Source organism: Flavobacterium sp. MDT1-60, assembly GCF_014844035.1.
Taxonomy (GTDB): domain Bacteria; phylum Bacteroidota; class Bacteroidia; order Flavobacteriales; family Flavobacteriaceae; genus Flavobacterium.
Genome location: NZ_CP062159.1, coordinates 2,881,476 through 2,898,154 on the forward strand (window position 1 = coordinate 2,881,476; position 16,679 = coordinate 2,898,154).

The window sequence follows — 16,679 nt, forward strand, 5'->3', positions numbered from 1 at the left end:
CATAATAAGATGGAAAATATAATTTCAGATGTAAATCCAACTCATTCAATTAAAGAAGATTTACGTTCAGGGCAAATAATAAATGAAAATGTACAAGACGAGAAAATCACAGCATACTTAATTCAATCTACGGTTAATGAAGATGGAGTAGTGCGTGTTTGGGAAGAAGATATATTGTTGCCTACTTATCAAATAGGTGAAGAAGAAAAAAATCCAATCTTTCTTGAAAAACGAGTGTATCAGGGAAGTTCAGGAGCAGTTTATCCGTATCCTGTAGTAGAAAAATTATCAGATGAAAAGGTTGATAAATCGTATCATGCCCTATTCATTGAAAATAAATTTATTAAAATAATGATTCTTCCTGAATTGGGAGGGCGCGTTCATATGGCGTATGACAAAGTGAAACAACGCCATTTTGTGTATTACAATCAGGTCATTAAACCTGCTCTTGTGGGACTTACAGGACCGTGGATTTCAGGTGGAATTGAATTCAACTGGCCGCAACACCACCGCCCCAGTACTTTTTTACCAACAGATTTTAGTATCGAAGAAAACGAAGACGGCAGTAAAACGGTTTGGTGTAATGAAGTAGAGAGAATGTTTAGAACCAAAGGAATGCAGGGATTTACGCTGCATCCTGACAAGGCTTACATCGAAATCAAAGTGAAAATATACAATCGTACCGCTTTTCCTCAAACGTTTCTTTGGTGGGCAAATCCTGCGGTGGTTGTGAATGATGGCTATAAATCGGTTTTTCCTCCGGATGTAAATGCGGTATTTGATCACGGAAAAAGAGATGTTTCTAAATTTCCGATTGCAACAGGCGAATATTACAAACAAGATTATTCTGCAGGTGTTGATATTTCGAAATACAAAAATATTCCGGTTCCAACATCTTATATGGCGGTGCAGTCCAAATATAATTTTGTGGGAGGTTATGAAGATGATGCACAAGCGGGATTACTGCATGTAGCCAATCATCATGTATCGCCTGGTAAAAAACAATGGACTTGGGGTAATGGCGATTTTGGATTAGCATGGGACCGCAATTTGACTGATAAAGATGGGCCGTATATTGAATTAATGACGGGCGTTTTTACAGACAATCAGCCTGATTTTTCGTGGTTACAAGCTTACGAAGAAAAGTCCTGGGTACAATATTTCATGCCCTATGCTGAAGTGGGTTATGTAAAGAATGCAACCAAAGATGCCATCATCAATATTGAAGTTGAGGGCACGGAAGCCGATTTAGTTTTATACACCACAAGCCTTTATGAAAATTTAAAGATAGAATTGAAAGACAAAGAGAATACAGTTTTATTTCAGGATGAAATTACAATTTCGCCTGTAAATCCGTATAAAAAAAGAGTTTCGATTGGAAATGTTTTATCAGAGCATTTAGTCTTTACAGTTTATAGTTCTGACGGAAAAATTTTGGTTCAGTATCAGGAAGAAAAATCAGAAATAAAACCCGTTCCGGATCCTGCAAAAGCGGCATTAGACCCAAAAGAGATTGCATCAATGGAACAGCTTTATTTAACAGGTCTGCATTTGGAACAATACAGACACGCGACTTACAACCCGCTGGATTACTATTTTGAAGCCTTAAACCGGGATTCAAAAGATGTAAGATGCAACAATGCTGTTGGTCTTTTATTATTAAGACGAGGACAATTTGAAAAAGCGGAAGCTTATTTTAGAACGGCAGTTGAGGTTTTGACAGAACGTAATCCCAATCCAATTGATGGAGAACCGCTTTACAATCTGGGATATTGTTTAAAATTACAGGGAAAACATGATGAGGCTTACAATTCTCTTTTTAAATCGACCTGGAACGCTGCCTGGCAAGATGCCGCCTTTTACGCGCTGGCGCAAATTGACAGCATAAAAGGAGATTGGACAGAAGCTTTAGAAAGAGTAGAATCATCTCTAATTCGCAATTGGCACAATCATAAAGCACGTCAGTTGAAAGCGTCTATTTTAAGAAAATTAAATAGAAATCAGGAAGCTTTAGCGTGGATTGAAGATTCCCTCAAAATCGACCGTTTTAATATGGGATGCCGTTTTGAGAAATATTTGATCACAAAAGATCAGACTGTAGTAAGTGAAATGAATACAATCATGCGTCAATGGCCGCACGGTTATATCGAGTACGCACTTGACTTTGCCTCAGCCGGATTGTACCAGGAAGCGAGTGAGTTATTGCAGGAATCGATACAAGATACCGAGAACGTTTATCCAATGGTATATTATACTTTAGGTTATTTTTCTTCGATAGAAGGAAATACAAATACAGCAATTGACTGGTATAAAAAAGCAGCCGTACAGTCGTCTGAAAAATGCTTCCCTAACCGAATTGAAGAAGTGAATATTCTGCAAGATGCCATTCGATTAAATCCTGAAGATGCAAAAGCACCTTATTATTTAGGGAATTTCTGGTATGCATTTCGTCAATACGATGAGGCTGTCAAGAATTGGGAATTGTCATTTAGCATAGATGCGAAGTTTTCAACTTTACTACGAAATCTCGCATTGGCTTATTTCAATAAAACAAACAATAAAGTGGCAGCACAGGAAATGCTGGAAAAAGCTTTTGCTTTAGACACAACAGATTCAAGGATTTTTATGGAATTGGATCAGCTTTATAAAAAAATAGGTAAATCTCCTGAAGATCGATTGGAAATTTTGAATCAATATCCTGATTTAGTAGAAGAACGCGACGATTTGTGCATAGAACGCATCACGCTTTACAATCAGGCAGGAAAATATGCTATTGCAAAAGATTTGATTTCGAAACGAAAATTCCACCCCTGGGAAGGAGGAGAAGGAAAAGTAACCGGAGAATACACCTTATGCAGAGTAGAATTGGCAAAAATTGCCATAGCAGAAAATCGTTTTGCAGAAGCCTTACAGTTATTGAAAGAAACCGAATTTTATCCGCATAATTTAGGAGAAGGTAAACTTAAAAATGCCGAAGAAAACGAAGTATTTTATTATAAAGGACTAGCCTATAAAGGACTTGGAGATGTAGAAAACGCCACTGCCAATTTTATGCAGGCTACTCTTGGATCATCAGAACCGGTTCAGGCTTTTTTCTATAACGATCAACAGCCGGATAAGATTTTTTATCAGGGATTGGCTTGGCGTGAATTAGGAGATGAAGATAAGGCCCGCAGCCGTTTCAACAAATTGCTTGCACATGGCGAAAAATATTTGTTCGAAAAATGCAGAATCGATTATTTTGCAGTTTCGTTACCGGATCTTGCTATATGGGAAGATGATTTAAATATTCGAAATCAGGCGCATTGTTATTATGTAATGGCGCTAGGTCATAGCGGATTAGGGAATGAAACCGAATCTGAAAAATATTATCAAAAAGTGAAACAGTTAGATCAAAATAAACAGACATTTCGCAAATAGAAAAATAGTTTTAACTCGTTGGGAGTAATATTATTAACACATAGTGTAGGATTGTTTGTTAATTATAACCAACGCGTTATTTTATTATAATGCCATCTAAATAGTATATAGAAATAATTATAAAATGGAAAGAATGCAAATCAAATCTATTATAACATCAGTTTTGCTTTTACTTTTTCTCTGCTCCTGGGATTCCGAAGACAGAAGGATAATGAATATAGCCGGCGATTGGACTGTTCAGCTTGACAGCACCGATATTGGGCTTCAGAATGGCTGGCAGAATAAGCGTTTTTTGCAATTAATGAAATTGCCGGGAACTACAGATGATGCCGGAATTGGAGTTCCAAACAAGCTAAAACCAAGTTTAGAAAAACTTCAAATGAGCCATTTAACCAGAAAAAATAGTTATTTGGGCGCAGCCTGGTACACTCGTGAAATTACAATACCGAAAGATTGGAAAGGAAAAAAACTTATTTTAAAACTGGAACGTGTTATTTGGAAAACAAATGTCTGGATCGATGGTAAAGAATTAGAAACTGGACAAAACAGCCTGATTGCACCTCATTATTATGATCTTTCAGGATATTTAACTGCCGGAAAAACACATCGCATAACTATTCGGGTTGATAATCGTAAACAATTTGATATCAGTGTAGATAATATGGCGCATGCCTATACTAATGAAACGCAAATCATTTGGAACGGTATCATTGGCAAAATGGAAATTGAGGCATTTGATGCTGTTCGTATTGCAAATTTACAGGTAAAACCAGACATAAAAGCAGGAAAAGCAAAGTTGACTTTAGTACTAAATAACAATACTAAAAAATTAGACAAAGGAGTTTTAGGAATTACTGCGGTACATAAAAAAAGTAAAGTCGCTGTTGATGCACTTCAAAAAGATATCCAGATTAAAGCGGGACAATCTGTGTTGGAAGTGGATTACGATATGGGCAAAGATGTAAAACTATGGAGTGAATTTTCTCCTGAGTTATATGAACTGAAAGCGGAGCTGAAAGCAGGAAAAAATAAATCAGAAACGGCTGTAGATTTTGGAATGCGCAGTTTTTCTAAAAACGGATCGGTTTTGACGATAAATGATCAGCCTGTATTTTTAAGAGGAACATTAGAATGTGATATTTTCCCGCTTACAGGACATACGCCAATGGATAAAGAAGGCTGGAGAAAAGTATTTGGAACAGCAAAAAACTGGGGATTGAATCATTTGCGTTTTCACTCCTGGTGTCCTCCGGAAGCTGCGTTTGAAGTAGCAGACGAAATGGGATTTTATCTTCAGGTTGAATTGCCGGTGTGGACGTTAAAAATTGGAGAAGATCAAAAAACAACCGATTTTTTATATGCCGAAGCCCAACGAATGATCGATGAATATGGTAATCATCCTTCCTTTTGCATGTGGTCAATGGGGAATGAATTACAAGGCGATATAACAGTTTTAACAAAATTAATGAATAGTTTAAAGGAGAAGGATAGCAGACATCTTTACACAACAACTTCTTTTACTTTCGAAAAAGAACATGGCGTTTGGCCGGAACCTGAAGATGATTTTTTCATTACGCAATGGACAAAAAAAGGCTGGGTACGCGGGCAAGGTGTGTTTAACAGCGAATCGCCAACATTCAATAAAGATTATGTTACTTCTGTGGAAGGAATGACAGTGCCTTTGATAACACATGAAATAGGACAGTATGCAGTCTATCCTAAAATAGATGAAATTGCTAAATACACAGGAGTTTTAGATCCCATCAATTTTAAATCGGTTAAAGAAGATTTAGAACGCAAAGGACTAATCAGCAAAGCCTCAGATTATACAAAAGCCTCAGGTAAATTGGCAGTAATACTTTATAAAGAAGAAATTGAAAGAGCGCTAAAAACAGCCGGAATAAGCGGATTTCAATTGTTAGATCTACATGATTTTCCAGGACAGGGAACGGCATTAGTAGGGCTTTTAGATGCTTTCTGGGATAGTAAAGGCTTAATTTCGGCAGAAGAGTTCAGAGAGTTTTCAGCTCCGTTGGTACCACTTTTACGTTTTGCAAAAGCAACTTACTTAAACAATGAATTATTTGACGCTTCTTTAGATGTAAGTAATTATGGGGAAAGCAGTTTGAAAGATCAGCAAATCGAATGGAGTATCAACGACGGAAATGCTGTGTTAGCTTCCGGCAGTACAAAAGCAACAATTGCGCCCGGATACAATCATAAAGTTTTAAATATAAACGAAAGCCTTCAAAAGATAATTAAAGCAACCAAATTAACAATTAAAGTAAATCTAAAAGGGACACACTATAAAAACCAATGGAATGTTTGGATCTATCCTCAAAAGCAAACTATTGATTACGGAAAAGTTGTTTATACCCGAAGTCTTGATGAAGCGTACAAATTGCTAAACGCAGGTAAAAAAGTATTACTAAATCCGGATTGGAAAAAAATTAAAGGTATCGAAGGAAAATTTGTTCCTGTATTCTGGAGTCCGGTTCATTTTCCAAAACAAGCCGGTACCATGGGCGTACTTTGTGATCCTTCGCACAGGGCTTTAGCCGATTTTCCAACCGACATGCATACCGATTGGCAATGGTGGGATTTAAATGTAAATTCTACTACGTTAATAATGGATGCGATAGTGGGAGGAAATCCTATTGTAGAGATGGTAGACAATTTTGCGAACAACCGCAAGCTGGCATCGCTTTATGAAGGAAGTGTGAAATCCGGAAAATTGATAGTTGCCTCTTTTGATCTAAATACTGATTTAGAGAAACGCCCGGTTGCAAAACAAATGCTGATTTCAATATTAAAGTACATGAATAGTGCAGCATTTAACCCGGAAGAAATTAAAAACCCGGAAGTTTTGAAAACAATACTAGCAGATCAAAAGGAAAAAGGAAAAGAAGCAGCGATCAGTATTTATTAGCTCAGGTTTTTTAAAAAAAACTAAGACAAATCTATTTGCAGTAATTTAAATTTGTGAATAGGTTTGGTTTCTTTTTTTTAATAATTGAAATAAAAAAGAGGTAAAAAAACAGCTGCTTAAAGACAAATTTTAGCATTAGGGTTAAAGTTTGTATATAACGGAATTAGAACTCAAACGTTGGAGTAAAAAAAATAAGTTTGAGATGGTAATTGTGTATTGTGTAAAAAATTCCTGTTATTTTTTCATACTTGGTAATTTTTATTCTAAAATAATAGTTAATTGCCATTTTGACCTCCTTTTTTTTCCATTTTACCCCTCCTTAGAAATCTGTAATACATATTTCTTTGCACTTATAGTAATAGTTTTAAGTTGTTACTGTGTAATAAATTAAGTGTTTATTTTTTTTGGGTAAGTTTTAAATCTGTTTAAAGAACTGAGCCTTCTTTAAGATAAGATAGTAAGAGTTGGTTTTACGTATTACTTATCGACCCGCAGTTAAAAAATTGCGGGTTTAAAAATTAAAAATAAAAACTTTTTGTATTGAGTATCATCAATACGTTTAGAGAGACAAAAAATAAAAAAAAGAATATTAACCAAACTTTACTCAAATGACAAAAACCACACCATTACTTTCTTATTGTTTACTCTCCTTATCAAAAAGAGAAAGACAATTTAGATTCTCTTCAAAAATGAGTTTATCTCATTTTCAACAACAATTTTTTTTAGCATAACAACAAACTAACTAACCTAACCTTAAAATTAAAGAAATGAAAAAAAATGTATTTTTATTTTTTCTCGCCCTTTTTGCCGTCCTTGTTACCGGATGTCAAAATAACGAATCTGGTTATCCTTCTTCTGATGATCCTACAGTTGTAGTGACAACAAAGGAAATTTACGGAGCACCAAATAGAAAATTCGAAATTAAAGCTGCACTTACTGACGATTTAGGACTGAAAAGTGTGAGAATTCAAATTCCTGAATTATCCTTAGATAAACTAATCACGTTTGCTAGTGACCCATTACTTGAATCATATGATTTAAGCTATTTTTTTGAAGTGCCTTCGGACAGGGGAACTTCAGAATCTTTCAAAATTAAATTAACAATCACAGATGTTTCAGGGAATGTCATAGATGAAAATATCAATTTACGTCTGGATGGAGAATTTGCTGCACCGGCAATAACCATGGTTACGCCAAAAGAAGGAGCTGTTATTTTACTATCTACCAGCAAAGAAATGCCTGTGAATTTTATTGTTAATGACGATTCTGGTATCGACTATATTCAGGTACAATGTGCTGCTTTAGGTATTAATGAAACGGTTCAGTTAACGGGCTCACCTCAATCTTATACTTTTAATAAAACGTATACTTTGCCTGTAACTGCAGCAAATTATGTATTGACAATTACAGCCAAAGATAAATTTGCAATTCCTAATACAGGAACTTTAAATATCAATATCGTGGCGACAAACGAATATCCTGCGCTATACTTATGTGATCAGCCAAAAGGAACAAATCTTACTACTGATGCTGTTGGGGTTCCGATGTATTTCCACGAGAAAAACGGACAGGATTTCGAATTTAAATATTATGCTGATAAAGACAATAAAGAAGTGTATTTCTTAGGTCAGGAATCTGATTTTGGTCCACATTGTTTTGGTTTAAATGCAAGTGGAGGATTAGTAGACGATGTGGCTTCAACTCCAATCATTTTACCAACAAAAGGATATTACAAAATAAAAGTAAATCCAAATACATTGGTTTATACTGCAACAAAATATACACCTTCAAGCAAAGTTTGGGCTAATATAGCCAACGGTTTATGGCACGATGATGAAGCTCAAAGAAGACCTTTTGTGAGCGTATGCGGAGGTGGTATTCAGGGTGCGGACTGGGATACATGGACGGCCTGGACACAAACCGGATTGCATTTGGCAAATAATGCAAACAATCCCTATCAATTACTTGGAGAATATACCCTGACAGGACAAATGGAGGCAACTTTTACAGGTCAGTGGTGGAATCCGTCATGGAGATTAATCAAAAATGGTATCGCTACAATGTCACCTGGTGAAAATGGAAATGCAAAATATCCAGCTGCTCCGGGAGTATACAAAGTTGTACTGGATACGGAATTGGAAAGAGTCTTTATCACAAAAAATAGTTTGTTAGAACTTAAGTTTTAGCATTAATAAAAAAATATATTAATATGAAATATAAATTTATATGGTTATTTTTCACCATGTTGTGCACTGTTGCAACATTTGGGCAAATAACAGTAAAAGGAACTGTTAAGGATAAAGGCAATGTGCCAATTCCCGGAGTTAATCTGACAGTAAAAGGGACATCAACAACAACATCAACAGATTTTGATGGAAAATATTCTATCAGCGTACCCAATAATAATGCTCAAATCGAATTCTCATTTGTTGGTTTTTCTAACAAAACAATTCAGGTTGGCGATAAAACAACTCTTGATGTTGTCCTGGAGGAATCAAGCCAGGCACTAGATGAGATTGTCGTTGTAGGTTACGCCTCGGTAAAAAAGAGCACCGTAACAAGTTCTATTTCTTCCATAAAAGGAAAAGAACTTCAAACCATGACAGTTGGTAATGTAACCGAATCATTACAGGGAAAAGTTTCCGGGGTTCAGGTTACAGGGCAAGGGGGTCCCGGTGCTCAGCCAAGAGTTTTGATTCGTGGAATTTCTACACTAAATTTAAGTACTGATCCGCTTTATGTAGTAGACGGTATTCCGATGGGAACCAGTATTAACTTTTTGAGCACAAATGAAATTGAATCTATGGAGGTTTTGAAAGATGCTTCTGCAAGTGCTATTTATGGCTCTCGTGCTTCTAATGGAGTTATTTTGATTACTACCAAAAAGGGTAAAGTTGGAAAAACAAGATTCAACTTTGATACAAGTTCGGGTATGCAACTCATGAACAATCCATATCGTATGGCAGATGGTGAAACCTATGCCAGAATTATGAATACGGCTTACAACAATTCGGGTTATGCTGATTATTTGCCTAATCCTTCTCAATACAGAGGAAAAACGACAGATTGGTGGAAAGCCGGAATTAAGCAAGGTGCACCCGTTACAAATGCTTCTTTAGGAGTAAGCGGAGGTTCTGAAAAACATACGTTTGCCATTAGTTTAAACTACTACGACTCAGAGTCTATTTATGAAGTAGGAGGATGGGAAAGAATTACAATGAGAATTGCAAATGATTTTAAATTCACAGATAAATTCTCTGCAGGAATCACTTTAAACCCTCGTTATGAAACATGGGGAGGTCCCGGAAACTGGGCTGATTTTGATAGAATTGATCCCATTACGCCAATTTACAAACCGGCCAGTCAATTAACCGGATTAGAAAATGAGTATAGTATTTACGCACGTTCTCCATCTTATGTCTGGAATCCAATTGCAGCCGTAAAAAGATATGATGATTTTACAGACCAGTATAATTTAAATACGAACGGGTATTTACAATATGAGCCAATTAAAGGTTTGGTAATTCGTACACAAGGATCTATTGAAGTTGGAGATAAAACACAGGACATTTTTAAACCTGATTTTGAGATTGATGCAGCGCATGAAAAAGCAGAAATCAATAGCGTGGAAAGAAGAAACAATACAAATGTTGACTGGACATGGCAAAATACAATTACCTATTCTAAAACATTTGCTGAAAAACACAATACATCTTTCATGATTGGTAACACAATGGAAGAGTACAATCGTAAAGAGGTGTGGGGTTATGGAGAAGGTGTTCCAAATAACTCTGATCTAATGAGAGAGCTAAGTGCAGCAACCAAAAACCGTAACAGCAGTGGTAACACCTGGTCTAATTCTCTGATGTCTTATATTTCACGTCTTTCTTATAATTATGACAATAAATATTATTTCACAGGTACTTTTAGACGTGACGGTTCTTCTAAATTCATGGAAAATAATAAATGGGCAAATTTTCCATCTGCATCTGTTTCCTGGAGAATTTTAAATGAAGGTTTTATGGAATCTACTAAAGATGTACTTAGTGATTTAAGATTTAGAGCGGGTTGGGGTAAAGTCGGAAACCAAAATTTACCAGACGCTGTTTACCAATCGAATATCGGACAAGGGTTCTATCCTATTGGGAACAATATTGCCGATACAGCATATCCATCAACTATGGCCAATAAAGATATTAAATGGGAAACTGTTGAAGACATGAGTTTTGGTATTGATTTCGGATTATGGAAAAACAAACTTTCAGGATCTTTAGAATATTATAAAAAGAAAACGGAGGATATGTTATTCTTAAAACAGTTTCCTACTTATAGCGGATTCCCTGGATATTCTACAATGTGGACAAACGTTGGTTCAATGGAATCAAGCGGTATCGATTTACTGGTTTCTTACAAAGATAAAAAAGGTGATTTTACTTATGGAGTAGATGTAACTTTTACAACGGTTAATGTCGACATGCTTAATTTATCCGCTGATGGTGAAAAATTATACGGATCAAGTAACAGAACATTAACTGTTCAGGGAGATGAGCCTGGATATTTCTACGGGTATGTTGCTGATGGTTTATTCCAAAACCAAACAGAATTGAACTCACATACAGACGAACACGGAACTAAATTACAGCCGTATGCAAAAGCCGGAGATATTCGTTTTAAAGATGTGAACGGAGATGGGAAATTAGATGATAAGGACAGAACGAAAATTGGTTCTCCGTGGGCGGATTACAATGTTGGTCTTAACCTGAATTTTGGCTATAAAAATTTCGATTTAATTGCAAACTTCTATTCAAGTATTGGAAACGATATCGTGAATCAAAATATTTCCGATCTGTATAACGGAGTTAGCTTATCAAATAAAGTAGGCAACTTAGAGCAAATGGCCTGGCATGGTGAAGGAACTTCAAATTCGGTTCCTCGTTTATCTAAAGATGATAACAACGAAAATTACACAAAATTCTCTTCTTTATATGTGGAAGACGGATCGTTTGTTCGTATGAAAAACCTTCAGTTAGGATATTCATTTTACAACAAATTCGGATTAGATAAATTGAGATTATCATTATCAGGCCAAAACTTGTGGACATGGACAAACTATTCAGGAGTTGATCCTGAAGTTGCAGGAGGAGATCCGGATAAAGGTGACAGAGTTAAAGGAGCTGGTTTTGGAGGATGGAACTATCCGGTTCAGCCAACAATTTTGATGGGTCTTAATGTAGCATTTTAATATAAACGAACATGAAAAAAATCATATTATCAATACTAACTTTTTCCCTTATTGCAGTTTCCTGCGATGATTTTATCGAAAAAGAACAAAGAGGAACTCAAACTTTAGAGAACTACTTTCAAACGGCACAAGAATGCGAGAATTATGTCAATGAACTAACGCATAGAATATTATTGTCAAATGACTGGTATACTTTGCTGGCCCCAAGGTTAGCGAATGAATCGGCTACTGATGATGCCTGGATGGGTAATACAGGACAGGACAGTGGGGCTTTTAAGCCTGCTGCACAATACCTTATTACGCCAGAAAACATGGGATCAATGAACAGTATTTATACGGCTCATTATTATACGATTCAATCTGCAAATATAGGTTTAGAGAAAATGGCCGTAGCGCCAATTTCTGATTCTCAAAAAAATCAGTATATGGGAGAATCATTATTTATTCGCGCGTATTGCTACTATGAGTTGGTAAATCTTTATGGAGATGTTCCATTATATACAACATCGCTTGGAACCGCTGATTTGAAATTACAGCGTAGTCCGGCTGCTGAAGTGTATGCACAAATTGAAGCTGACCTTAAAGAATCGGCAGCAAAATTAGAAAGCATTCCGGTAAACAGAAGCGGTAGAGTGAATAAATGGGCAGCTTATGCCTTATTAGCGCGTGTATCTTTATTTCAGGAAAAATGGGCAGATGCCAAATTATATTCTAACAAAGTTATTACCGAAGGGCCTTTTGCTCTTGAAGCAGATTTCCTAAACATCTGGAATGTAAATAATCATAATGGAGTAGAGTCAATTCTTGAGGCGCAATCTTCATCTGTACAAGATAAAAGTTTAGGTTCTATGCTTCCTACTTTCTCTGGAGCAAGGGGTGAAGACAAGAAGAATTTCCCAAGTAATGACGCAGCAGATGTTATTGACGGTTGGGGATGGTGTATGCCAACCAGCGATTTAGAGAATGCCTATCTTTCTGAAAATGATGTTATCCGTCGCAGAAGTACTATTACGAAGTGGGGAGAAGCAGCTTACGGAGATGAGGTTTTAAATCCAACACACAATTCAGTTTGAACGATAATAAATCAGGACGTATTTGCCGTAAATATTATATTCCGATAGCAACACGTCGTGCTTTAGATCAAAAAGACGGTAAATTGCCATTAAATGTACCATTGATTCGTTTGGCTGAAATGTATTTAACAAGAGCAGAAGCAAGTTATCATACAACAGGAGATGCCTTAGGGGATATTAACATTATCAGAGCTCGTGTAAAATTAGATCCTAAAACAGGAATATCAGGCCCAACGCTGCTAAAACAAATTTATAAAGAACGCCGTTTAGAATTGGCTTTTGAAGGTTTGCGTTTATTTGACATTCGCCGTGAAAAAGACCCAACGACAGGTAAACGGGTAATTGAAGGTTTAATGGGACCAAATGGAACATTTGTTCAATATAATTTGAATTCTACAGATCCGTATGAAACAACCAATTTAAGAGAAGCGCAGGATAAGGGAATCAATTTTAACCCTGCTAAAAACTTATTATGGCCAATTCCACAATTAGAAATTGATTTAAGTGGAGGACTAATTAAACAAAACCCTGGTTACTAATGAGATTTATAAATAACAAAAAAGTAAGTCTGCTATGTGCAGGCTTACTTTTCGCTAACGCTTTGTTCGTTAGTTGCGACTCTGAAAAATCTGATGATTCAGGTGCTGAAAACGCTATTGCAGAATTAAGTGTAAATCTGGATATGAATCTCCAAACAATGGAAAGTTTTGGTGCTTCTGATGCCTGGCAGTGTAATTTCATTGGAAAAAACTGGCCTTCTGATAAAAGAAATAAAATGGCCGATTTGCTTTTCAGCAGAGAATTGGATGCTGACGGAAATCCAAAAGGAATTGGACTATCATTATGGCGTTTTAATCTTGGAGCCGGAAGCACAGAACAAGGCGATGCCAGCGATATTACAGATGAATGGAGACGTACAGAATGTTTTACAACAGACGGAGTTAGTTACAACATGAGCAAACAAGCCGGTCAGGTTTGGTTTATGAAAGCAGCAAAAGAGCGTGGTGTTGAGAAATTATTGGCTTTTACCAACAGTGCACCGGTTTATTTGACTCAAAATGGAAAAGCACACGCCAGCATCAAAGAATTCTATAATTTAAAAGAAGGAAAAATGCCTGAATTGGCTGATTTCTGGGCGACTTCATTGGATAAATTAAAAACAGAACAAGGTTTAACAATCGATTATGTGAGTCCGTTTAACGAACCGCAATACGAATGGGACGGAACTGCACAAGAAGGTTCTCCGGCTACCAATGCTAATATTTACAGTTTTGTAAATGTATTATCTCCAAAATTACAGTCAAAAGGGCTTACTGCTCAAATTGTTGTGGGAGAAGCCGGAGCTTATGATGCTTTATATAAAACAGTTTCAGGAAAAGAAAGCAGATCTAATCAGATTGATTATTTCTTTGCACCAAATTCTGCTAAAAAAATTACAGGATTATCAAATGTAAAGAAAACTATTTCCGGACACAGTTATTGGCAGGCATGGCCTTTGAGCGAATTGGTTTCATCAAGACAACAAGCGGCTTCAAGAATTCAGGGAGTTGGCGCAGTTAGTTTATGGTCTTCAGAATATTGTGTTTTAGAAAACCCGGGAACATCAGAATTACAAGGTGGTGGCGGTGCAGGAAGAGATTTAGGAATTCAGCTGGCACTTTGGACAGCCCGTATTATCAGTACAGATATTGCAATTGGAGGCGTTACGTCATGGCAATGGTGGACTGCGATAAGCCGTGGCGATTACAAAGACGGATTAATTCATGTAGACGACAATGCGAGTAAAGGTGCAGGAGATGCCAATTATTGCAAAAACGACGGATACATTAGAGATTCTAAAACACTTTGGGCTTTAGGAAATTTCTCCTTCTTCGTAAAACCGGGAATGGTAAGAGTTCAGATTCCAAGTGTGGATAATGCCACTTCCGTGAATGATGTAATGGTAACGGCATATAAAGATGCGGCAACAAAAAAATTGGTTGTTGTTGCGGTTAACATTAGCAAATCGGCGAAAGCCTACAAATTAAATCTTACGGGAGGAGCTTTAACCGATAATAAATTTACGCCATACACGACTTCTGAAACTTTAAGTTTGAAAAAAGGTGCCGCTGTCGATGCTTCTAATTTTGTGATCCCTGCCAAGTCTGTTGTGACTTATGTTGGGACGTATAAATAGAAGGTGCTGAGGAACTAAGATGCTGAGGGACTAAGGTTTTTAACCGGCAAGTATGTCATCCCGAGGAACGAGGGATCTCCGCGAGTAGCTCGACAAAGATTGGTGTCAATAGAAAAATAGAATACAAAAAATGAGAAAAATATATATCTCGCTTTTATTGGTAATGAGTTCGCTGTCTTATGGGCAGCGAACCGTAACCATTAGCACAGATAATGTTGTACAAACCATGGATGGTTTTGGAGGTTCTGATGCCTGGAGATGCCAGTTTGTGGGTAAATGGCCGGAACAGAAAAAGAATGCCATTGCTGATTTACTTTTTAGTAAAGAAATCGATGCAAAGGGAAACCCCAAAGGAATTGGACTTTCGATCTGGAGATTTAATTTGGGTGCGGGAAGTGCAGAACAAGGCGAAAAGAGTAAAGTTTCGGACGAATGGAGAAGAAGCGAATCTTTTTTGCAAGCGGATGGAACTTATGATTTCTCTAAACAAGAAGGACAAAGATGGTTTTTGCAGGCTGCTAAAAAACGAGGTGTTGAAAAATTCCTGATTTTTACCAATAGCCCGCCAGTTTATATGACAAATAACGGATTATCTTTTGCCTCTCAAAAGAATAAACTGAATCTAAAAGATGGTGCAATTCCAAAATTTGCCGATTTCTTAGTTCAAAGTATTCAAGGGTTGGAGAAAAAAGAAGGAATAAAATTCGATTATATAAGTCCAATAAACGAACCGCAGTGGGAATGGATGCCGAAACATGGTGATACCAACAGCCAGGAAGGAACACCGGCAACCAATCAGGAAATTTATGATTTGACCAAATCACTTTCAGAAAAACTCAAAGCTCAAAAAATGAGTACTGAGATTGTAATTGCTGAAGCCGCACAAATCAATTATTTATATGAGAATGTAAATGGAGAAAACCGTGACAATCAAATTGATTATTTTTTCGGAAAAACAAAAACAAACATTGCTAAACTTCCAAATGTTAAAAATGTAATTTTAGGTCACAGTTATTTTACAACCTGGCCAATAGAAAAGCAAGTTTTAAGCCGTAAATTGATCGCTGCCAATGTGAAACAAAATCCGGGATTAAAGTATTGGCAGTCTGAATATTGTATTTTAGAAAATCCGGGTGAAGCTGAAATTCCGGGTGGTTCAGGAGGAGGAAGAGATTTAGGAATGCAGACCGCGTTATTCGTAGCACGTTTGATTCATAACGATATTGCTGTGGCGAATGCAGCTTCGTGGCAATGGTGGACTTCTATAACCCGCGTTGATTACAAAGACGGTTTGATTTATCTGGATGATGGAAAAAGCAACGGAGGAACCACACCGGATTATGTTAGAAACGACGGAGAATTTCATGATTCAAAACTACTTTGGGCTTTAGGAAATTACTCTTTGTTTGTACGTCCGGGAATGTTGAGAATTGATGTTCCAAATCAAAATGAACTCGATGCAGCAAATGATGTTATGCTAACAGCCTACAAAGATACAGCAAACAAAAAACTGATTGTCGTTGCCGTAAATTGCGGAAAATCATCTCAGAAATACAAGTTTGATTTATCAAAAGGAACACTCAAAAATAATGAAGTTATGCCCTATGTAACTTCAGAAAATTCAAATTTAAAAAGAACCAATATTCAGAAAATTGATAACTTGGAAATCCCGGCAAAATCAGTTGTAACGTTTGTTGGTGAATTGAAGTATTAGTTTACAGTCGCAGTCTCAGTCACAGTCACAGTCTCAGTTTGCAGTTGCAGTTGCATTTGAAACTGAAAACTGAGACTGCGACTGAAAACTGAAAACCGGAAACAAAATTAAGTATTAAATAAAAA

8 protein-coding genes are annotated in these 16,679 nt (G+C 36.6%); all 8 read left to right on the plus strand.

All coding sequences use genetic code 11. The features are described 5' to 3' along the window. The first annotated feature begins 9 nt into the window (after positions 1–9). The 8 genes from IHE43_RS12215 to IHE43_RS12245 all read left to right on the plus strand — a co-directional run bounded on the left by IHE43_RS12215 (position 10) and on the right by IHE43_RS12245 (position 16,554). Positions 10–3,420 carry a DUF5107 domain-containing protein gene (locus tag IHE43_RS12215; RefSeq protein ID WP_192184135.1) on the plus strand — a complete coding sequence of 1,137 codons (3,411 nt, stop codon included), beginning with the start codon at positions 10–12 and terminating at the stop codon, positions 3,418–3,420. 133 nt (positions 3,421–3,553) lie between these two features. Beyond that, complete coding sequence (locus IHE43_RS12220) at positions 3,554–6,349, plus strand: glycoside hydrolase family 2 protein (RefSeq protein ID WP_225585071.1); 2,796 nt, start codon at positions 3,554–3,556, stop codon at positions 6,347–6,349. A gap of 767 nt (positions 6,350–7,116) precedes the next feature. Next, positions 7,117–8,535: a hypothetical protein gene (locus IHE43_RS12225; protein WP_192184136.1), complete on the plus strand. Its 1,419-nt coding sequence runs from the start codon at positions 7,117–7,119 to the stop codon at positions 8,533–8,535. Between the two features lie 23 nt (positions 8,536–8,558). Beyond that, positions 8,559–11,591 carry a TonB-dependent receptor gene (locus IHE43_RS12230; protein ID WP_192184137.1) on the plus strand — a complete coding sequence of 1,011 codons (3,033 nt, stop codon included), beginning with the start codon at positions 8,559–8,561 and terminating at the stop codon, positions 11,589–11,591. A gap of 11 nt (positions 11,592–11,602) precedes the next feature. Beyond that, positions 11,603–12,664, plus strand: a complete 1,062-nt coding sequence (locus tag IHE43_RS12235; protein ID WP_225585073.1) for a RagB/SusD family nutrient uptake outer membrane protein — start codon at positions 11,603–11,605, stop codon at positions 12,662–12,664. Beyond that, positions 12,661–13,203 (plus strand): RagB/SusD family nutrient uptake outer membrane protein, encoded by a 543-nt coding sequence (locus IHE43_RS23620; protein ID WP_225585078.1) that lies wholly within the window; start codon positions 12,661–12,663, stop codon positions 13,201–13,203. The genes IHE43_RS12235 and IHE43_RS23620 overlap by 4 nt, the downstream gene beginning before the upstream one ends. Beyond that, complete coding sequence (locus IHE43_RS12240) at positions 13,203–14,840, plus strand: glycoside hydrolase (RefSeq protein WP_192184138.1); 1,638 nt, start codon at positions 13,203–13,205, stop codon at positions 14,838–14,840. The genes IHE43_RS23620 and IHE43_RS12240 overlap by 1 nt, the downstream gene beginning before the upstream one ends. Positions 14,841–14,970: 130 nt before the next feature. Beyond that, positions 14,971–16,554, plus strand: coding sequence for a glycoside hydrolase (locus tag IHE43_RS12245; RefSeq protein WP_192184139.1), 1,584 nt, complete (start codon positions 14,971–14,973; stop codon positions 16,552–16,554). Positions 16,555–16,679 lie beyond the last annotated feature (125 nt).